16 protein-coding genes are annotated in these 21,027 nt (G+C 66.5%); 1 reads left to right on the forward strand and 15 read right to left on the reverse strand.

Annotated elements, in window-relative coordinates:
* Positions 1 to 249: 249 nt before the first annotated feature.
* The 13 genes from repC to BMX43_RS00580 form a co-directional block, all read right to left on the reverse strand.
* Positions 250 to 1,422: a plasmid replication protein RepC gene (gene repC, locus BMX43_RS00520; protein WP_091295193.1), complete on the reverse strand. Its 1,173-nt coding sequence runs from the start codon at positions 1,420 to 1,422 to the stop codon at positions 250 to 252.
* A gap of 174 nt (positions 1,423 to 1,596) precedes the next feature.
* Complete coding sequence (gene repB, locus BMX43_RS00525) at positions 1,597 to 2,544, reverse strand: plasmid partitioning protein RepB (RefSeq protein ID WP_091296965.1); 948 nt, start codon at positions 2,542 to 2,544, stop codon at positions 1,597 to 1,599.
* Positions 2,544 to 3,719: a plasmid partitioning protein RepA gene (gene repA / locus BMX43_RS00530; RefSeq protein ID WP_091295196.1), complete on the reverse strand. Its 1,176-nt coding sequence runs from the start codon at positions 3,717 to 3,719 to the stop codon at positions 2,544 to 2,546. The genes repB and repA overlap by 1 nt, the downstream gene beginning before the upstream one ends.
* Positions 3,720 to 3,988: 269 nt before the next feature.
* Positions 3,989 to 5,770 (reverse strand): thiamine pyrophosphate-binding protein, encoded by a 1,782-nt coding sequence (locus BMX43_RS00535; protein WP_091295199.1) that lies wholly within the window; start codon positions 5,768 to 5,770, stop codon positions 3,989 to 3,991.
* A gap of 75 nt (positions 5,771 to 5,845) precedes the next feature.
* Complete coding sequence (locus BMX43_RS00540; protein WP_091295202.1) at positions 5,846 to 7,381, reverse strand: FGGY-family carbohydrate kinase; 1,536 nt, start codon at positions 7,379 to 7,381, stop codon at positions 5,846 to 5,848.
* Position 7,382: 1 nt separating this feature from the next.
* Positions 7,383 to 8,384: an ABC transporter permease gene (locus BMX43_RS00545; protein ID WP_175481981.1), complete on the reverse strand. Its 1,002-nt coding sequence runs from the start codon at positions 8,382 to 8,384 to the stop codon at positions 7,383 to 7,385.
* 2 nt (positions 8,385 to 8,386) lie between these two features.
* The gene (locus BMX43_RS00550) at positions 8,387 to 9,397 is read right to left on the reverse strand and encodes an ABC transporter permease (protein WP_091295209.1); all 1,011 of its coding nucleotides are present in this window, start codon (positions 9,395 to 9,397) and stop codon (positions 8,387 to 8,389) included.
* Positions 9,394 to 10,911, reverse strand: a complete 1,518-nt coding sequence (locus BMX43_RS00555) for a sugar ABC transporter ATP-binding protein (protein ID WP_091295212.1) — start codon at positions 10,909 to 10,911, stop codon at positions 9,394 to 9,396. Before BMX43_RS00555 ends, BMX43_RS00550 begins: the two co-directional genes overlap by 4 nt.
* Before the next feature lie 60 nt (positions 10,912 to 10,971).
* A complete protein-coding gene (locus tag BMX43_RS00560; protein WP_091295215.1) occupies positions 10,972 to 11,982 on the reverse strand; it encodes a sugar ABC transporter substrate-binding protein in 1,011 nt (336 codons plus the stop codon).
* 104 nt (positions 11,983 to 12,086) lie between these two features.
* Entirely contained in the window at positions 12,087 to 13,532 is a 1,446-nt protein-coding gene (gene xylB / locus BMX43_RS00565; RefSeq protein WP_091295219.1) for a xylulokinase, read from the reverse strand.
* 57 nt (positions 13,533 to 13,589) lie between these two features.
* The gene (gene glpD, locus BMX43_RS00570; RefSeq protein ID WP_091295222.1) at positions 13,590 to 15,122 is read right to left on the reverse strand and encodes a glycerol-3-phosphate dehydrogenase; all 1,533 of its coding nucleotides are present in this window, start codon (positions 15,120 to 15,122) and stop codon (positions 13,590 to 13,592) included.
* Between the two features lie 3 nt (positions 15,123 to 15,125).
* A complete protein-coding gene (locus tag BMX43_RS00575; protein WP_245749335.1) occupies positions 15,126 to 15,947 on the reverse strand; it encodes an HAD-IIB family hydrolase in 822 nt (273 codons plus the stop codon).
* On the reverse strand, positions 15,944 to 17,284 hold the full coding sequence (locus BMX43_RS00580) for a sn-glycerol-1-phosphate dehydrogenase (RefSeq protein WP_091295225.1): 1,341 nt from the start codon (positions 17,282 to 17,284) through the stop codon (positions 15,944 to 15,946). Before BMX43_RS00580 ends, BMX43_RS00575 begins: the two co-directional genes overlap by 4 nt.
* Positions 17,285 to 17,459: 175 nt before the next feature.
* Between BMX43_RS00580 and BMX43_RS00585 the strand changes: the two genes are divergently transcribed.
* Complete coding sequence (locus tag BMX43_RS00585) at positions 17,460 to 18,485, forward strand: sugar-binding transcriptional regulator (protein WP_217643919.1); 1,026 nt, start codon at positions 17,460 to 17,462, stop codon at positions 18,483 to 18,485.
* Between the two features lie 39 nt (positions 18,486 to 18,524).
* Here BMX43_RS00585 and aspA read toward each other — a convergent pair whose 3' ends face one another.
* Both aspA and BMX43_RS00595 read right to left on the reverse strand, forming a co-directional pair.
* On the reverse strand, positions 18,525 to 19,931 hold the full coding sequence (gene aspA, locus BMX43_RS00590; protein ID WP_091295232.1) for an aspartate ammonia-lyase: 1,407 nt from the start codon (positions 19,929 to 19,931) through the stop codon (positions 18,525 to 18,527).
* A gap of 157 nt (positions 19,932 to 20,088) precedes the next feature.
* On the reverse strand, positions 20,089 to 20,985 hold the full coding sequence (locus BMX43_RS00595) for a LysR substrate-binding domain-containing protein (protein ID WP_091295235.1): 897 nt from the start codon (positions 20,983 to 20,985) through the stop codon (positions 20,089 to 20,091).
* Between the last annotated feature and the right edge of the window lie 42 nt (positions 20,986 to 21,027).

Below are 21,027 nucleotides of genomic sequence, written 5' to 3' on the forward strand. Positions count from 1 at the left end.
CGCGACGAACGATGTGGGCGACCGCTTGTGCTTCCTACGCCAGTATCAACTGGGTCAGGTTCAAAGGGTCGCTTCACCGCAGGCCGGACTTTGCAGCCCATCCTGCTATCAGCCTCTCAGTCCCTTGGGCGGGACTCCCCTGACAGTCCGAGTTTTCTAGACAGGGGCCGGGGCTGCGTCAATAGGGCTGACCGCACTCTGCATGGCCAAGGTCATCCCGCACGGCAAAAGTTGACAGCTGTCAACTTTTCACGCCGCTTGCGCATTGGCCGGAGAGAGCAGGGCCATGATCATCGGGCCGGGGGTAAAGCCACCGCTCGCCGCCTTAACCGTCAGGTGACGCAGATAGGCGCCGGGCTTCTGGATCGTGCCGACCTTTTGCAACATGGCGGCCACGGTGATGGCGGCGACCTCTGGCCCCATGATCCGCTGTGCCTCGTTCCAGGCATCGGCGCTGATTCCCATCATGGACCGCAGATAGGCGGCGGCGGTGATCAGTTCATGCCAACTGCGGATGCTGCCTTGCGCATAGGGCAGGATGTCCGGGCAAGCCTTCACCACAAGCCCCAAGGGCAGGGCAGGGGGGATACCCTCGCCGTCGCCCCTGCCTGTTTCAAGGCAAGGTTCAGATTCATGAGAGTCTGGTTTTGAACTCTGATAGTGCCGCCCGAAATGGACGGCATTGCCGCTCATTTCTTCTGAAATAACGGGAGTTGCCAAGAGCTTGTCCACAGAGACCAGCAGATGATCCGCCTCGTCTTGCAGCCGCGCCAGCGCCTCGGTGTCCAGCTTGCGGCGCAGGGTGCCCTGGGCGGTGAGCAGCGCGGGTTGCAGGTTGTTGCCTTCGGGCAGCCGGCCCTCGGCCTCGGCATAGGCCAGCAGCTTGGCGGCATCGCGCAGGCGCAGCACCACGGCTTCGCGCAGCAGCTTGAGGTGCAGGGCCGCGTCGCGCGCCGCCTCGGCCGCCTCGGCGATGACACAGGCCCGCACCAGCAGCGGACGCAGCGAGAAGCCGAAGGCGCGCAGCATCTCGCCGCCGCGGCTGCGGGTGGCATAGCGCTTGCCGTTCGGGCTGTCATGGCGGGCGATCAGACCGGCGGCGATCAGGGCGGCCAGATGGCGGCGCAGCGTGCTTTCGGCCATGCCGTGCGCCCGTTCCGCCAGCGCGGCATTGGAGGGGAACACGATCAGATCCGCCGCATCGGCCAGTTGCCGGTCGGGCAGGAAGGTAAGCAGCGCATTCAGCACCACCAGATCACGGTCGGTGACGCCAAAGCGGTGGCGCGCCGTGCGCAGATCGTTGAACAGCTGCCATTTGTCGGCAGCGGGCAGCGGGGCAGGGGCCGCGGCCAGAGCCTGCGACGCCAAAAGGCCATGAGAAACCGCCCGCCGCCCGAAGGGCGTCGTGGAAATGTGGTGCATTGCGTATCACGAGGCAAAAAGAAGCCGCCCGTCGCAAGACGGTTGTTGACAGCGAATCAGAGGCAGCGGTATTCTTGAGGTGCTAGAACAAGAATGGGCCTCTCGGGATGTCATGTCCTGGGGGGCTTTTTCGTTATGCCGGGCCGTGCCTCCTGTGCTGGGTTTCGGGATAGGTCATTCGCCCTCGCTCCACTTGCGGTGAAGATCGGGAAGTTGGGTCAGCAGCCAATCCTCGAAGCCACGGTCCAGCCGCCGCTCCATACGGATGATCAGACGACCACCGGAGCGGCTGGCCTCGGCCAGTGCCACGCCATTGACGCTTTCGATGCGCTGCGGCGCCGGGCGTTCGGCCTGTTTGCGGCGGGTGCTGATACCCTTGGCATAGCTGAGCGCCGCCTCGAACCGGGCATCGGAGCCGGTGGCGCCGGACAGGTTGACCATGGCGATCACCTCGCCGGGTTCATGTTCACCCAGCTCCATCGCCTCGGCCAGCGCCAGCCAGCGGTCGCGGCCCACGGAAGGTGCCGCGCCGATGGCCTGAATCACCTCGGGCGCGACCCGTTCGGCGACGGAAATAAGACGGGAAATCAGGGTCTTGTCCATCGACAGCGTGTCGCCGATGATCTTGCGGTCATAGCCCGCCTCTTCCATCTGCCGGGCAAAATTGGCCTTTTCGATGAAAGACAGATCGCGGCGGGCGGTATTCTCCTGCCCTTGGGCGATCAGAAGGTCGCGGTCGTCCAACTGCCGCAACAGCGCCTTCACCGGGCGGTTCAGATCGCGCAGCGCCAGCACGCGGCGGCGGCCATAGACGATCTGATAGCGGCCTTCCTGTTCGGGATGCGGGCGCACCAGAACCGGCACCTGCTGGCCATATTCGGCGATCGAGGCGAGCAGCGCGGCATCTTCGGCATCGTCGGATTCCAGCCGGTCCTGCATGCCGCCCGCGTCGATCAGCTGCGGGTCGATTTCCAGCAGCGCGCGCGATTGCAGATCGGCGACCGAGCGCGAGATGGCGCCGATGGCGCCCTTGGCATAGCGCGGGCGATCCTGCACCGGCGGGGCAGGGGGATCGGCCTTGGGGGCGCCCATCAGACCTTCGAGCAGATGTTTGCGTGCCATTACCGCCCCCATGCCTTCTGGATCAGCGCCTCGATCTCGCCATTGACCGCGTTCAGGCTTTCGATGGCCCGATCATAGGTCGTGCGGGTGAAGGCGCTTTTCTCGACTTCGTAGAGTGTCTGCTTGGTGATCCCCGCATCGGAAATCGCGGTGGATTTCAGCACCGAATGGTTCAGCACATGGTCGCCGAACAAGGATCGCATGAAGCTGACCATCTGGTTCTGCGGCCCGTCGCCGGGTTCATAGCGGGTGACGACATAGCGCAGCCAGTCATATTCCATATTGCCCCCGGCATCGGCCACCACCCCCAGCAGGTTGGAGGTCATCAGCAGGAACTGGCACATCGACATCACGTCGAGCATCTGCGGATGCACCGTCACCAGCACCGCCGTTGCGGCACTCAGTGCCGACATGGTGAGGAATCCGAGCTGGGGCGGGCAGTCGATGATCACCAGGTCATACTCCGCTTCAACCTCGGCCAGTTTGTCGGCAATCCTGGTAAAGAACAGGTTACCGGAGCGGGCGGCGAGAACGCGCGGGGTTTCGTGCTCGAACTCCATGAGGTCGAGATTGCCGGGGATCAGATCGAGATTGGTGAAATAGGTCTTGCGGATCACATCGCGCAGCGGCGCCGGGTCTTCATAGCGGATCGCGTCATAGAGCGTGCCGCCATCCAGCAGGTCGAATTCCGGTTGGAAGCCGTGCAGAGCCGAAAGCGAGGCCTGCGGGTCAAGGTCGATGGCCAGCACGCGATAGCCGTCCAGCGCGCATTTCTGTGCCAGATGTGCGGCAGTGGTGGTCTTGCCCGAGCCGCCCTTGAAGTTGATCACGGTGATGACCTGCAGATGGTCGCCGTCCCGCCGCCCCGGCAGATAGGTGCCGGGCGTCTTGGCCCCGGCCTCCAGCAGATGGCGCAGGGCCACGATATCGTCGGGGGTGTAAAGACGGCGGCCGCCCGCACCGGTTTCGGGCTGCGGGCCGCGCCCTTCGAGGCTGAGCTTGCGCAGATAGGCATCCTTGACGCCCAGCAGATCGGCCACCTCGCCGCTGGTGAAGCGGCGCAACTGCTTGCTGGCATCGGGCGGAAAAAGCTGCGCACGATGCGCCAGAAGACGCTCTGACAGCTTGGCGGCATGTTCGCCCACCAGCCGGTCAATCCGGGTTTGTTGCTTCATCACTGCCCTCTGCCGATCCGTTTGTTACGGCTTTCGGCGACTTTATCACTACTTGGCGTAAATCAATGCGCCAGTTTTCAGATTCGGGCAAGGGCTTTGATCCACAGCTTGTGGATAACATCGGCCCAGCCACCAGAGAAGACGGGCCGGGGCGCAGATTCCGCCGGTCCAGAGACGAAAGCGGCGGGTCTGGCCGCCGTGCAGCATCAATCCCCGGCGGGGGGGAGGCCCCGCCGGGGTGGGTATCGCCTTATGCGGTGAGGGCCGCGTCAGAGGTCGGGCGATACTTTCCAGTCGCGGAGTTTGTAGACGGTGCCGGGGCGGGGGCGGGGTTTGGCGTCGGTTTCGCGCATCCGGCGTTTGAAGCTGTGGATCGGGGTGGCGCGGTCGTCGATGCGCACCTCGACCACCGAGGGGCCGTCATGGGCGAAGGCTTCGTCCAGCGCCGCGGCGATCTGGTCGGGCTTGTCCACATAGATCCCCTTCAGCCCCAGCGCCTGCGCTGCGGCGGCATAGCCGGGGACCATGCTTTGCGTCTCTAACGTTGCCGATTGCACGTTGTTGAAGAAGATCTCCTGCCACAGCTGGATCCAGCCCAGCTTGCCATTGTTGATCACCACATTGACGATGCGCTGGTTGTATTGCGCCTGCGTCGCCAGCTCGCCCACCGTGTAGGAAAACGCGCCGTCGCCCGCCACGGTGACCACCCGCGCGCCCTTGGGCACCACGGTGGCCGCCCCGATCGCGCCGGGCACCGAATAGCCAAGCCCCCCCTGACCACGGGCGAACAGGAACTGCCGCTTGGCCTGTTCCGCCTGGATATAGCCGGAAATCCACCCGGCCGAGAAGGACGCGTCCGACACCACCACATCCTCGGGCTGCAGGCGTTTCGCGATCTCCACCATGATGCGCGGCGGCAGGATCGGCACCTGATCCGAGGCCATTTCGACCGCCTTTTCCGCCTCGCAGCGCGCCTTCACCTCGGCGATGCGGGCCAGCCAACCGGGGTTGGCCTGCGCCCGGCTGTCGCCCAAACCGGCATCCAGTGCGCGCACGCATTCGCGCACATCGCCCAGCAGGGCCACGGTCGGGCGGAAGGTGCGGCCATGTTCCAGCGGGTCGAAATCAATGGTGATCGTCGCCTGATCGGGCTTCGGCAGCGTCCAGTTCATGCCGGTGTTCTGGCTGACCTTGGACCCGCACCAGACGATCAGATCGGCCTCCTGAATGAGCTCGATCGCCGCCAGCGAGCCCAGCGGGTTCAGCACCCCCGCCGCATAGGCGCGGGTTTCCGGCACCGAACCCTTGCCCGACAGCGAGGTCACCACCAGCCCGCCCAGACGGTCGGCAAAGGCGGTCACCTCGGCGGTGGCATCGGCGCCATGCACGCCGCCGCCGCAGACCAGCGCCGGGCGCTTGGCCTTCTTGATCAGCGTGATCGCCGCGTCAATTTCCGACGGCGGCGCGACCGAGCGCAGATAGGGGATGCGCGCGCTGCGGTCATCGACGGTGATCTTCAGCAGATCCTCGTCCCAGTCGGCATCGAAAATGTCATGCGGAATGATCAGCGCCACCGGCCCGGGCCGCGGCGCCGTGGCGATGCGGAAGGCGGTGCGCAAGAGTTCCGGCAGGGCCGCGACCGAGGGCACAAGGAACGCCTCCTTCGAGCAGGTCTTGAAGAAAGAGAGTTGGTCAAACCCTTGGCTGGCAATGCCTTTTTCCTTCAACGACAGCCAGTCCAACGGCAGTTCGCCAATGATGCCGATCATCGGGATCGAGGCGTTCTGCGCCTCCAGAAACCCCGCAGGCAACAGGTTGGCGCCGGGGCCCACCGTCACGTCGCAGATGCCGGGCTTGCCGGTCAGCCGCGCATAGGCATCCGCCGCATAGGCCGCATTCCGTTCGTCGCGCATCAGGATATGCCGGATCCGATCCGTCCGCCGCGAAATCCCGTCATGCAGCGCCGTCGTCTGCCCCCCGGGCATCCCGAACACATAATCAATCCCGCTGCGCGCTAGCATCTCTGCCAATAGGTCGCCAATATGAGCCATGTCGTTTCCTTTCGATAGGCATGGAAGCACCGGCCCCGCAGGCGGGTTGTGCCGGTCAGAACGAAGGTGAAGGTGTCAGGCGGCGGGGCTGGCCCGCTGCCGGTCGGCCATGCGGTGCATCAGCGGTCGCAGGGCGGTATGGGTGTCGCGGTAATAACCGAACAGGTCTTCATATTGGCGATGGCGGGCCGCATCCGGTTCGATCACCCGCGCCGCGCGCACCATCACCGCCGCCGCTTCGGGCAGCGCGGCATAGGCTCCGGCCCCCACCGCCGCCGTGATCGCGGCGCCAAACGCCGTCGCCTCGGTCACTTCGGGCACGATCAGCGGCACATTGGCGGTATCGGCGTGCATCTGCAGCCAGAAGGGCGAGCGCACCGTGCCGCCCGCAATGGTCATCGTCTCCACCGCCACGCCGCCTTCGGCCAGCCGGGCCAGAATGTTGCGCGTGCCAAAGCAGACCGATTCCATCAGCGCGCGGGTGATGTCGGCCGTGCCGTGTTTCAGCGTCAGCCCCCAGATCGCGCCCTGAAGATCATAGTCGATATGCGGGTTGCGGTTGCCCTGCCAGAAATCCAGCGCCACCAGCCCGTTGGCGCCCAGCGGCACCGCCTCGGCCGCCGCCATCATCGCCGCATAGCTGTCGCGCCCGCCCGACATCTGGTCATGCCACCAGCGGATGACGGAACCGGAGGACACCTGCCCCCCTTCCATGACGAACAGCCCCGGCACGACGCAATCGGGATGCGGGCCAAAGACCCCCTCGATCTCCACATCGCGGTCGGTCATCGGCAGCACCAGATGCGACGATCCGGTGATGAAGGCGGTCTGGCCGCTGGCCAGCGTGTTCAGCCCCACCATCGCCACATAGGCATCGGTGCCGCCGCACACCACCAGCGTCTGCGCGCCCAACCCCAGCGCCGCGGCGGCGTCCGGCGCCAGCGGCCCGATGGGCGCCCCGAGCGGCAGCATCGTCGTAGGAAACCGTTCTGCCAGCCCCGGCAGCCCGATCTGCGCGAACAGATCCTCGGGCCAGCCGCCCCGGCGCGGATCGTGGAACCAGCGGTTGATCGTCTGGTTCAGCCCCAGTGTCACTTCGCCCGACAGGCGCAGCGCGATGTAATCCGACATTTCCACAAACCAGCGCGTGCGATCGAACAGCGCCGGGTCATTGTCCTTGATCCACAGGATCTTCGGGATCATCGTCTCGGCGCTCACTCCGCCGCGCGACCGGCGCAGCGCCGGGTGGCCCGTCGCCTCGATCCGCCGGGCCTGCGGCGAGGCGCGGTTGTCCATCCACAGGATCGCGGGCGCCAGCGGTTGCAGATCCGCCCCCAGCGCCACCAGCGTGCTGGAGGTGCCGTCGGCACAGATCGCCCGCACATCGCCGGGCTGCACCCCCGCCTCGGCCAGCGCCTGACGCACCGCCAGCACGCTGGCGCGCCACCAGTCGGCAGGGTCTTGCGTGGCCCAGCCGGTGCGGGGAAACTGCGTGTCATAGGGCACCGTCGCCATGGCCAGCACCCGGCCCTGCAGATCGGCCACCAGCGCCCGCGCGCCACCCGTGCCGCAATCCAGCCCGATGGTGACGGGGGTTTGGGTCATCGTCATCTCAGTTCCCCTTCCGGCGATGGGCGTGCATCCGCGCCGCCCCGGTGGCCACGGCCAGCCCGGTCAGCAGCAGCGCGCCCTGAATGATCTGGCGTTGGTAATCCGGCAGGCCCAGCAGCGCCGCCCCGCTGAACAGCACACCCAGAAACAGCGTCGCCGTCACGCTGCCCAGAATATTGGGCTTGCCGACATGCACCATCATCCCGCCCAGCAAGACCACGGTCAGCCCGTTGATCAGATAGGCGCCGCCAATCGTCGGCTGGCCCGAAGACAGGTTCGCCGCCAGCAACACCCCGGCCAGCGCGGCACTCGCCCCCGACAGCGCGAACAGCAGCACCACGATCCGCCCGACCGGCACGCCAACCGCGACCACCGCCGCCTCGTTCTGCGCCATGGCGTAGATATAGCGCCCCATCGCCAGCCGTTCCTGCGCGTACCAAGCCAGCAGGCACAGCCCCAGCACCGGCAGCACGATCACCGGCACCGCGCCGAACAGCGTGGTTTCCAGCAGCCCGCGCAGCGGGCCGGGATCGGCGATGCGGATCACCGTGCCCTTGCCCAGCGCCGCCGCCGCCGAGGCACACATCCCCGCCGTGGCAATGGTCACGATCAGCGGCGGCAGCTTCATCCGCGCCACCAGTCCACCATTCACCAGCCCGACCACCAGCCCCAGCGCGATGGCCGCCGCAATCGCCGCCCCCCAGCCCCAGCCCTGTTGCAACAGCGCGGCGCAGGTCATGTTGGCCAGCGCCGCCACTTGCATGAAGCTCACGTCGATCTTGCCCGAAGCGATGACCCAGGTCAGCCCCAGCACCATGATCACCATGATGGAAAAGCTGCGCAGCACCGTGGCGATATTGCCGGGGTCCAGCAGTTGGGGCCGTTGCTGGCTGATCGCCAGCGTCATCGCCACCAGCGCCGCCAGCAGCCACAGGTTGGTGATGATCCGCGCAAAGCTGCGCTTGCGCTGCGGCGCGGGTTGCGCCGGTCCTGAAAGGCTCATGCTCATCCCCGTTTCTCCCCCTGTGTTGCCGGGGCCTTGGCGGGCAGCAGCACAAGCAGCCCGGCAAGCCAGCCCCGCGCCGCATCGCTGAACAGCACCACGCCGCCCAGCAGGATCAGGCTCACCACCCCGTCGCTGTAATAGTAAGGCACCCCCATCAGCGCGAACCCGTCCAGCAGCATGGTGATCAGCAATATCCCCGCGAAACTGGCCAGAACCGAGGTGCCCCCCATGATCGCCGCGCCCAGAAACACCCCGGCATAGGCGGGCATCATCAGATTGGCGCCCTTGTTGGTTTCGGCATTGCCGCTTTCCGCAAGGATCAGCAGCACCGCCAGCACCGTGCAGACCGCACAGGCCACAAAGGCCAGCGTCACATAGCGCCGGGTCGGGATGCCGGAGTAATAGGCCGCAACCGGGTTTTCGCCGGTGGCATAGAAGGCAGCACCCGTGCGGGTGCGATGCATCACGAACCAGGCCAGCCCATAGATCCCCAGCAGGAACCACAGCGACACGCCCAGGCCCAGCAGCCGCGCATCGTTCAGATCGGTGATGCCGCTTTGAAAGAAGTTCTGAAAGATCGACCGCCCGCCGGTATACAGGAACGCCAGCCCGGCGCAGATCGACCCCACGCCGATGGTGGTCACGATATCCGGCATCCCGAAGCGGCTGATCGCCAGCCCCGACACAAGGCCCAGCCCCACCCCCACCGCCAGCCCCACCAGCACCGCCACCCAAAGCGGCAGCCCGGCGGCGATCACCGCGCCCATGGTCATGGCGGTAAAGGCCGCCACCCCCGCCAGCGACAGATCGAACCGCCGCACGATCACCACGAAGGTCAGCCCCAGCGCCGCCAGCCCGTTGGCCGCCATGTGCCGCGCGATCCCCGCAAGGTTGGCGTTCGACAGAAACCGCGGCTCGGCCAGCGTGAAGGCCGCGCCCAGCGCCAGCACCATGGCGGCGAAGGCCACCACCCGCCCGGCGCCGCGCGACAGGATAAATCGCCCGCTCATGGATGTGCCCCCCCCATGATGCCGCCCATCAAAAGCTGATCGCGGCTGAATGTGCCCATCGCTGGCTCCACCTGCCGGCCCTTGTGCAGCGCGAGGGTGCGATCGGCGATGCCATGCACCTCGTCGCAATCGCTCGACATCACGATGACGGCGGCGCTTTGGGCCAACTCGCGGATCAGCGCATAGATCTTGGCCCGCGCGCCAATATCCACCCCCACCGTCGGCTCGACGAAGATATAGACATCGGCCTCGGCATACAGGCCCTTGGCCAGCACGATCTTCTGCTGGTTGCCGCCCGAATAGCCGCTGGCCGGGATGGTCAGGCTCGGTGGATGCAGCGCCACCTGCGCCGTCATGCGCTGCGCATCCTCGCGGATCCGCCGCCGCCGCAACACCCAGCCCTTGCCCGAGGCGCGCCCCAGATTGGCCAGCGGAATGTTGAACAGCGCCGTGCGCGTCAGCGCCAGCCCCTCGGTGCGCCGATCCCCCGGCACAAGGAAGATGCCCGCCGCCAGCGCATCGCGCGGCGACCCCGGCATCACCTCTTCCCCGTTCACCAGAATCTGCCCGCGCTCGGCCGGTTGCGCCCCGAAAATGGCCTTGGCCAGTTCATCACAGCCCGACCCGACCAGCCCGAACACCCCCAGAATCTCGCCCTGCCGCACGTCGAACTGCACATCCGCGAAATCCAGCCCCGAGGACAGGCCGCGCACGCTCAGGATCACCTCGCCCGCCGTGCCCGGCGCGGCCTTGGGCGGAAACACCTCGCCCATCGCCTCGCCCAGCATCATCGTCGCCAGCGACACACCCTGCGCCCGCGCGTCGTCAATGCTCATCCGCGCCACGCAGCGCCCGCCCCGGAACACCGAGAAACTGTCGGCGATCTCGAACACCTCCTCCAGCTGGTGGGTGATGTAGATCATCGAAATGCCCTGATCGCGCAGGATGTTCATCAGGCGGAACAGGTCGTCCCGCTCCACATCCGTCAGGGTCGAGGTCGGCTCGTCCAGAATCAGCACGCGGATGTCATCCGCCGCCAGCGCCTGCAGGATCGCCACCGCCTCGCGCTCCACCGCCGACATCTGCGCCACGGTCCGGCTCAGGTCGATCGGCACGGCAAAGCGCTGCAGCAGCGCCGCCGCCCGTGCGATCAGCCCGCGCTGATCCACGCGGCCCAGCATCCCGCGGCCATGCGTTTCGCGGCCCAGAAAGATGTTCTCGTAGCCGGTCATGTCCGGCACCAGTTCCGGGTGCTGCTGCACCGTGGCGATCCCGGCGCGGATCGCATCCTCCGGCGCGCGGAAATGCACCTCTTGCCCGGCCACGGTGATCGTGCCCGAATCCTTCTGGACGATCCCCGACAGGATCTTGATGAATGTCGATTTTCCGGCGCCGTTGATCCCCAGAAGCGCATGAACCTCGCCCGGATCAAGGTGGAACTCCACCTTGTCCAAGGCTTTCACCGGCCCGAACCGCTTCGAGACTTCGGACGCCAGCAAGACTGGCGCTCCCATGATCTCTTCCCTTCGCTAAATGATGCGCCATGGGGCCGAAACCCCATGGCCAGAGGTCGATCAGACCGCGCGAACCCAACCGAGTTCCTGCGCCCGGCCCGGCACGTCGAAATCATCCGGGATACTGTCGGCCAGCATGTCCTTGGTGACGGCATAGGTCGGCGTCACGATCAGCCGCGGCGCCGGGCGGCCCGCCAGATGCTCATGCGCATACAGCACATTGGCATAGGCCATCTCGTAGAAGCTTTGCGCCATCGACAGCTTCAGCGGCGTGTCGCCCGCGATATAGTTGAAGGCTTGACTGCCGCCGTCGATCCCGGTCAGGATCAGATTGTCGCGCCCTGCCGCCTTGGCGGCCAGCGTGCCTTCCACCGCCGCACCATCCCAGGCGCACCAGATCGCGTCGATATCGGGGTTGGAGGTCAGGATATTGTCCACCGCCTGCCGGGGCGTCACATTGCCCGCCAGCGCAAAGGCCCATTCCGTCACGATCTGCACATCAGGGTAACGGCGCAGCGTCCATTCCATGCCCAGCGTGCGCTGATCCCAGCTTTCGTTCTGCGGCAGCATCACGCGGGCGATCTTGCCCTTGCCGTTCAGCGCCTTGCAGATGGATTCGCAGGAATACTGCCCCATGCCGAAATTGTTCGACATGGCGGTGCTGTTCACCAGCACACCCGGAATCGCGCTGTCGGCGCAGAATACCGGAATGCCCGCCGCCACGGCCCGCTGCACCGCAGGCGCAATCGCCACCGCATCGGCGGGGGTGATGAACAGCGCATCGGGTTTCGACGCGATGAGCGAGTCGATCTGATCCGATTGCACCCGCGCATCAAAGCCCGCGTCGGTGGTGGTCAGCGAACCGCCCAGTTCCGCCACGGCGGCGTTGAACCCGTCCTGCAGATGGCGCCCGGAATCATAGGTCGTCCAGCCCAGCGAGGCCGCGAATTTGCGATCCGCCGCCTGGGCGCGCAGTCCCTTGGGCCAGGCCGCCATGGCCGCCGCCGCCGCGATGGACGCACCCATGAAGGCCCGGCGGCTGAACCCGCCGGTCATCATATCATCAGTCATGCTTGTCTCCTCCACAGTTGTTTGCCCTGCCGATCACCGCCGGCCGGGTCCGGTTCCCCCGGCGCCGGTTGATCGGCGCAGGGGTCAGGCCGGGCCTTTCGGCCTCAGCACAGTCGTGTCAGCCCGGCCCAATCCTCATAGGCCCCGGCATAGCTGGCCGCATGTTCCGCCGACGGGGCGACCACGGCGCGGATCTTCGGGCGGCGCAGCACCTCTGGCGGGGCGGCCCCCGTCGCGGCGATCATCGCCAGCCGGGCGGCGCCAAAAGCCGCCCCCAGCTCGCTCGCCTCTGGCAAGTCCAGCTCCACCTCCAGCGCCGTCGCCAGCATCGAAAGCCAAAGCGCCGATTGCGACCCGCCGCCGATCGCCATCAACCGCTCCAACCGCGTGCCGCTGGCGCGGAACGCCTCGGCACATTCGCGCAGCGCGAAGGCCACGCCCTGCAACACCGCCTGCGTCAGCGCCGCATCGTCATGCTGATGCGCCAGCCCGATAAAGGCGCCGCGGATCTCCGGGTCATTGCGCGGCGACCAGCAGCCATCCAGAAACGGCGCGAACAGCAGATCGGTCGGCGGGCGCGGATCGGGGCCTAGCGCCTCCACCAGCTCCTTCGGGCTGCGCTTCAGGCGCGCCGACAGCCATGTCAGGCACGAGGTCGCCGACAGCACGACCGACATCTGGTGCCACACATCCGGCACCGCATGGCACAGCGTTTCAATCGCCATCTGTCCCGCCGGGCGCGGGCTGGCATTGGCCACGAACAACACGCCCGAGGTGCCCAGCGACAGCGTGCCCGCCCCCTCGCCGATCACCCCGGCCCCACAGGCGCCGCAGGCATTGTCGCCGCCGCCACCCGCAATCACCGGCTGCCCCGCCATGCCCCAGCGCGCCGCCAGATCGCGGCGCAACCGGCCCGTGACCTCGGTGCCTTCATGCAAGCGCGGCATTTGGTCCCGGCGCAGCCCGGTCGCGTCCAGCATCCGGTCCGACCAGTCGCGCCGCCCCAGATCCAGCCACATCGTGCCGCTGGAATCCGCCATGTCCGAGGCGCGCTCCCCCGACAGGCGCAGCCGGATGTAATCCTTGGGCAGCAACACCATCCGCGTGGCGGCAAACACCTCCGGCTCGTGCCGCGCCACCCAGATCAGCTTCGCCGCCGTCACCCCCGGCGTGGGTTTGCGCCCCACGATCCCGCCCAGCTCCGGCACCCGCTCCAGCAGATCCCGACATTCCGCGCCGCTGCGTGTGTCGTTCCACAGGATCGCCGGGCGCAGCGGCCGGTCCGCCGCATCCAGCAGCGTGGCACCATACATCTGCCCCGACAGCCCGATGCCCTGCACCGCCGCCATCGCCTTGGGCTGGCGCAGCCGCAACGCATCCAGCGTTTCGCACACCGCCCCCCACCACAGATCGGGGTCTTGCTCCGACCAGCCCTTCTGCGGGCGGGCCACGCTCAGCGGCTGCGACGCCGCTTCGCCGATCAACCGCTGATCCGCGTCGATCAGGATCGCCTTCACCCCAGACGTGCCGAGGTCGATACCCAGATACATGTCGTCTCCTCCCTGCCACCGCCACCTCCCAATGGCGGGTCGTCTCTCCGCACGCGCTTACGCGGACTGCCGTTGCAATCCCCCGTCCAGATAGGCCTCCAGCGCCGCGATCTGCGCCGCCGTCATCCGCAGCCCCAGTTTGCTGCGGCGGAACAGGATGTCCTCTGCCGTGCGCACCCATTCGGTGCCGCGCATGTAATCCACCTCGGCCGAGGTCAGCCCGGCGCCAAAGTCGATGCCCATATCGGCCCAACTGCGCGCCGATCCCAGCACCCGCCCGGCGCGTGAACCATAATGGCGCACGAACCGCCGCGCCTCGTCCTCGGCCAGAAAGCGATACTGTTCGCGCAGCCGGTTCACCTCGCCCATGAAGCCACCCGGCGCGAAATCGCCCCCCGGCAGCGGGCGCCGCCCGGTCCAGCCCGGCCCTTCACCGCCGCGCAGCGCCTGCGCCCCCAGCAAGGGCGCCAGCTTGTCCATCACCGCCTCGGCCAGCCGCCGATAGGTGGTGATCTTGCCGCCGAACACCGAAATCATCGGCGCGCTGCCGCTGTCATCCAGCTCCAGCACATAATCCCGCGTCGCCTTCTGCGCTTTGTCCGATCCGTCGTCATACAGGGGCCGCACGCCGCTATAGGTCCAGACCACATCCGCCGGGGTGACGGGCTTCTGGAAGTAATCGCTGGTCAGCTTGCACAGATAGGCGATTTCTTCGTCCGAGGCGCGCACGGCGCGCGGGTCGCCCGGATAATCGCGGTCGGTCGTGCCGATCAGGGTAAACCTGTCCTCGTAAGGAATGGTGAAGACGATCCGCCCATCCTTGTTCTGAAAGATGAAACAGCGGTCATGCGCATACAGCCGCGGCACCACGATATGCGATCCCTGCACCTGCCGCACCTTGCCCTTGGGCGGGCGCCTGGCAATGTCGCGCGCCACGGCATTGGCCCAGGGCCCCGCCGCATTGATCAGCACCTTGGCCTGAATCCCCTCCTCCACACCCGTCGCCAGATCGCGCGTCACCACCCGCCAGCCACCGCCCGGCAACGCCGTGGCCGCCGTGCATTTCGTGCCCACCCGGATCACCGCACCGCGCTCCTGCGCATCCTGCGCGTTCAGGATCACCAGCCGGTTATCCTCCACCCAGCAGTCGGAATATTCGAACCCCAGGGTCAGATCGCGGCGCAGCCCCTCGCCCAGCGGGCTTTTGTGAAACGCCACCCGGCTGGTGCCCGGCAGCAACTTGCGCCCGCCCAGATGGTCATAGATGAACAGCCCCAGCCGCAGCAGCCAGGCGGGCCGCATCCCCTTGCTGTGCGGCAACACAAAGCGCAGCGGGCGCACGATCTGCGGCGCGATGCCCCACAGCACCTCGCGTTCGATCAGGGCCTCACGCACCAGACGGAACTCGTAATGCTCCAGATAACGCAGCCCGCCATGCAGCAGCTTGGTCGAGGCAGAGGAGGTCGCGCCCCCCAGATCGCCCTGCTCGCACAGGAACACCGAAAGCCCCCGCCCCACCGCATCGCGCGCAATGCCGCAGCCGTTGATGCCACCGCCGATGATCGCCAGATCAAAGATCCGCTCTGCCATGGCCTAGCCCTCCGCCCCGGCGGGCTGGCGCTGCGCCGCCAGAATGCACTCGGCCACTTCCACGAACCCGGCGCCGCCCTTGCTGTCGGCAACAAAGGCGGGCAGCGCGAACGTCACCCCCTCGAACTCCCGCACATTCGCCACGCCGCAGGAATGGGGGAAGAAAGCAAACATCGGCCCGTCATTCGGGCTGTCACCCACGAACACCACGCGGTGGCGCGCGGCATCGATGTCCAGCCCCAGAATGTCCTGCGCAAAGATCCGCGTCATCGACAGCTTGTCGTAATCGCCGAACCAGCCGTTCACATGGATGGATGACAGCTTCGCCACCGCGCCGACCTCGGCGAACATGTCCAGAATGCGCTGCACCTCGGCCTCGGGCAGCGGGTCCACATCCTCGCAAAAGTCGATGGCCAGATCCGCCTCGCGATACAACTGGTCCGAGGCGATCCCCGCCCCCGGCACCGCCGCCAGAATCCGGGCGCGCAGCGTCTCCAGCTTGGCGCGATTGACCTTGCGTTCCGCATCGCTGGCAAAGAAGCGCTGCCGCATCTTCCGCGCCTCCCGGTCATACGAGAAATAGAAGGCGCCGTTTTCGCCCACCACCCCCGCCACCGGCCACAGCCGGGCGATCATGTCGCACCACCCGGCAGGCCGCCCGGTGATCGGCACCACCTGCAACCCCGCCTGCGCCAGCCGTTCCAGCGCCGCATAGGCCTCGGCGGGCAACTGGCCGTCGGTGGTCAGCGTATCGTCAATATCGGTCAGCACGGCCACACATCCGGCCAGCGCCTTGGGATCGAGTTCTGAAATCGGGCGCATCATGCCTGCTCTTCGATGAAATCTTCCAAAATCCCCATGTCCGCCGCAAGGTCGAGCATGGAGTAGCGGTCGCGCATCTCGCGCGAATAGCGCAGGGCATCGGCATAAAGCGCCGGGTCCAGCCCGATCTCTGCCGGGGTCGCCCCGCCGCCAGCGGCCCGCAGATGCGCCGCCATCTGATCCGCCGGGATCATCATCGCCTTCAGCACCCCCCGCAGTTCGGGCCAAAGTGCTGCCAGTTTCGCGTTGAACCGCGCCGCCGCCTCCGCATCCAGCACCTTGGCGCGGGTCGCCTTCAGGCAATCCTCCACCGCCGCCGCCGGATAGCGCGCCCGGATCGCCGCCTCGTCAAATCGCGTGGGCTTCACCTGCGGCGCTTCTTCCAGCGCCAGCAGCTTTTCCTGCAACCGCGCCATGGTGACCGAGGCCACCCCCACCTGTTGCCCATGCACCGTGCCCGGATGCAGCACCCCGGCAAAACTGTCGATCCAGTGCGAGATCTGATGCTCGCCCATCGAGCCCGGATGGCTCAGCCCCACCACCGCGATGCCCAGCCCGCCCAGCGTCAGGATGCGCTGCAGATAACCGATGGCGTCATGGTCGCGCCGCCCCATGCCCGCACTGCGCGCCAGCGCCGCAGCCTCGTCGGCCTCTTGCAGCACATAGGGCGCGGTTGCATAGCGCGTGCCCAGCATGACATGCGAAAAATACCAGTCCACCTGCGCCGTGGGCCGGCACAGGCTGTCGCCCAACCCCGCCCCGATCAGGTATTGGGGTGCCCCGGCCGAAACACCGATGTCGATGAACACGCCCTTGCCCGCATGGGCCTTCTGCGTGGTCTTCAACCCCGAATGCAGCGTGATCGACGCGGTGGAAGAGGTATAGCCGTTCATCGACGGCGCGGTGCCGAACACGCTATAGGGCCGCCCGTCCAGATAGGTCGCATATTTGCACAGATCGTTGATCGTGCCCGACCCGACGGCGACCAGCGCCTCCATCCCCCGCGTGGCCGATTGCAGCCCGGCCACCTCGGCCTCGTCGGCATGGGGATGGTCCAGCACGATCAGCGTCGCCCGGTCGCCCAGCCGCGCCGCGATCCGGCTGCCCATCACATCCGCCGTATTGGCATCGCAGACCACACCATAGCTTTGCGCGGGCATCACCTGCGCCAGCAGGTCGTCGGCGGCATCGGCAAAGCCGTCGCCAATGTCGATATGCCGAAACGGAACCTCTGCCGCACGCCCGCTATCCGGGTCGATCCAGCGCCCGCCGGTCACATCTTCGATCAGGGCGTTCCAGCCGCCCGATGCAGCGGTGTGCCTCGGTGAAACCACGTCCATCCGCTCCTCCCAAAGCCAAATGATCTGTTGATTGAAATATGCCAGTCATCACTGGCACATGTCAATGACGTTTGTTTGAGTCGGTGAAAATTGCCAACTCCACCGCACAGCCCGCGTTGTTCCGCTGGAAAAGACAGGCATTCTCTGCAATTGTGGGCGGCAAATGGATCACGCGATGAAGCACCCAACCCCCAACGCAGCCCCTGACGCAGCCCCCGCACCGGATGCCAAATCCGCCGCCCGCCGCCCGATTCCGCCGCAATTCGGCATGGATCAGGCGCTTTGGGCGGCGTGGCTTTACTATGAAGACGGGCTGAAACAGGATCACATCGCCGAACAGATGGGCATCTCGCGCGCCTCGGTGTTCAACCTGCTGCAAAAGGCGCGCGACGAAGGCATCGTCACCATCGCCATTGATCCGACGCGCATCGCCCGCGCCGATCTGGCGCTGCGGCTCAGCGCGGCAACCGGGCTGTCGGAATGTTTCGTGCTGCCCGCAGGCAATTCCACCGCCTCGCTGCACGAACAGATCGGCCATCTGGGCGCGCGCGTGCTGGAAAACCGGCTGGGCGAAACCGAGGTGATCGGCGTCGCCTGGGGCCGCACCGTGATGCGGCTGTCCCAATTGCTGACCCCGATGCAGCGGCCCAATGTCACCGTGGCGCAGATCACCGGCAGTTCCGCCGCGACCTTCGATTTCTCGCCCGTGCTCTGCACCTCGAACATTGCCGAACGGCTGAACGCGCGTTGCGTCAACCTGCACGCGCCGGGCGTCGTCTCCACCCCGGCGGTGAAAGACATCCTGATGGCCGAACCGTCGATCCACCAGCATTTCGACCTGCTGCGCCAATGCACCATGACGGTGTTCGGCGTCACCCATCTGATCGGCCCCACCCTGCTGGTGCAGGGCGGGTTCATGTCGCAGGCGGAAATGCAGGTCTATATCGACAAGGGCGCCATCGGCTTTGCCTCGGGCCATTTCTTCGACATCGCGGGCAACCCGGTGCGCAGCGAATTTGACGACCGCCACATCACCATGTCGCATGACGAATTGCTGAACGTGCCGCGCCGGATCTGCGTCGGCGGCGGCTTGCCCAAGGTCGGCGCGATCTGTGGCATGTTGCGCAACCGGCTGGCCAATGTGCTGGTGACGGACGAGGCCACCGCCCATGCCGTGCTGGCCGAATACGCCAAAGGCTGACAGCCGCCTGCCCCGCAGGACAGACGGCTGTCACAGGTCTCAGGCCACGAAGGCCTGCGGTCGGGTCAGCATGTCGGGCCGCAGCACCGCATCCAACCGCTCTTTCGACATCAAGCCCTTTTCCAGCACCAGCTCATAGACACCGCGCCCGCTGCGATGCGCCTCCAGCGCCACTTCGGTCGCTGCCGCATAGCCGATATAGGGGTTCAGCGCCGTCACGATGCCGATGGATTTCTCCACCGTTTCCCGCAGCTTGTCGCGGTTCGCGGTGATGCCGCGCACGCAGTTTTCCTCCAGCGTCTTGCACGCCGCCGTCAGATGGCTGACAGACCGGAACAGGCTGTAGGCGATGATCGGCTCGAAGGCATTCAGCTGCAACTGCCCGCCCTCGGCGGCAAAGCTGATCGTCACATCATTGCCGATCACCTCGAACGCCACCTGATTGACCACCTCGGGGATCACCGGGTTCACCTTGCCCGGCATGATCGAACTGCCCGCCTGTTTCGCCGGAAGATTGATCTCGTTGAACCCGGCGCGCGGGCCAGAGGACAGCAGGCGCAGATCGTTGCAGGTCTTCGACAGCTTCACCGCCACCCGCTTCAACACACCCGACACCTGCACGAAAGCCCCGCAATCCTGCGTCGCCTCCACCAGATCGGCGGCGGTGATGACCGGAATCCCCGTCACCTCCGCCAGCCGCGCCCGCACCCGCTCCGCATAGTCGGGATGCGTCGTGATGCCGGTGCCGATCGCCGTGGCGCCCAGATTGATTTCCAGAATCAACTGCGCCGCCTCGGCCAGCCGCAATTCGTCTTCGCCCAGCATGATGGCAAAGGTGTTGAACTCCTGCCCCAGCGTCATCGGCACGGCTTCCTGCAACTGGGTGCGGCCCATCTTCAGGATGTCGGAAAACGCGCCCGCCTTTTCGGCAAAGGCGCCACGCAGGCTGCCCATCGCCGCGATCAGCCGGTGAATCCCCGCCCAGGCCGCCAGCCGCAAGGCGGTCGGATACACGTCATTGGTGCTCTGGCTCAGGTTCACATGCTCGTTCGGGTGCAGAAAGCGGTAAGCGCCCTTCTCATGCCCCAGGATTTCCAGCGCGCGGTTGGCGATCACCTCATTGGCATTCATGTTGGTCGAGGTGCCGGCCCCGCCCTGAATCTGGTCCACCACGAACTGGTCATGCAGCTTGCCCGCGCGGATTTCTTCGCAGGCCGCCACGATGGCATCGCGCCGCGCACCGTCCAGCAACCCCAGATCGGCATTGGCCAGCGCCGCCGCCTGCTTGATCGCCGCCAGCGCCGCAATCAGATCCGTCGCCTGCCCGATCGGCTGGCCCGAGATCGGGAAATTTTCCACCGCGCGCAGCGTATGCACGCCCCAATAGGCGTGGGCCGGCACCGCGCGGTCGCCAAGCAGGTCGTGTTCGATACGGGTCTGGATCATGTTATCCTCGCGCAGCCGCCAACGGCCCGCACCTGCGGGACCGGGGGGTCATGCAAATCTGTATGGGGTTCGTTGGTCGATCAGCCAGGCTTGCCGCCCGCCTTTTCAGGGATTTACGCCCAGTCGCCCCGCAAGGCCAATGCCAATATCGCCATGGTTATTCCGTTTTTGCATAATCATCGGCCAACCGCTCCGCCGCCGCCCAGACCCGCGCCGTCAGCCCCCGCGCCCGCGCCGCATTGCGGTACAGCCGGATCTGCATCGGCAGTTCCGGCGCCACCACCTCCAGCCGCCCCGCCACGATCTCCGCCTCCACCAACCGGCGCGGCAGCCACACCACGCCGTGTCCCTCCACCGCCATGCTCTTCATCGCCTCGGCCATCGAGGCTTCATCGGTATGCGCCACATAGACCTTCGGCGCCCCCGGCTGCCCCTGCGCGGTGCGCGCCAATTGCCCCAGAAACGACCCGCGCGAATATTGCAGCAAGGGCATCCCGTCGCGCGCCCAATCCTCCGGCTGGCCCGGCCTTGCCACCGCCACCAGACTGTCGGCGCCGATCACCAGATGCGGATAGGCGGGCGCCTCCAGCGGGATGGCGACGCTGGGATGGTGATAGGTCAGAAAGAAATCATAACCGCCTTCCGTCAAAGCCTCGACGCAGCGGTCGAAATTCTCGGGCTTCACCCGGCTGGCCACCTGCCCCACCGCGCCCTTCAGCCGCATCAGCCAGACCGGCAGAAACGTCACCGTCAGGCTGTGCAGCGCGATGAACGAAATCTCGGGCGCGCCCCCCTTGGCATGGTCGCGGAACTCGGCCCGCCGCGCATGGATCATCCGCACCGCCTCTTCCGCCGTTTCGCGAAACAGCTTGCCCTCGGGCGTCAGCGTCACCGGAAAGCTGTCGCGGTTCAACAGCTCCGCCCCCAGCCAATCCTCCAGCGCGCGAATGCGGCGGCTGAACGCGCTTTGCGTCACCCCCCGCAGCGCGGCCGAGCGGGAAAAGCTGTGCGTCTCGGCCAAGCTCAGAAAATCTTCCAGCCATTTGAAATCCATCGCGCCCCCCTGCGCCTCACCCTATCCTCCCCCATGCCGCGC

Source organism: Gemmobacter aquatilis (assembly GCF_900110025.1).
GTDB lineage: Bacteria > Pseudomonadota > Alphaproteobacteria > Rhodobacterales > Rhodobacteraceae > Gemmobacter > Gemmobacter aquatilis.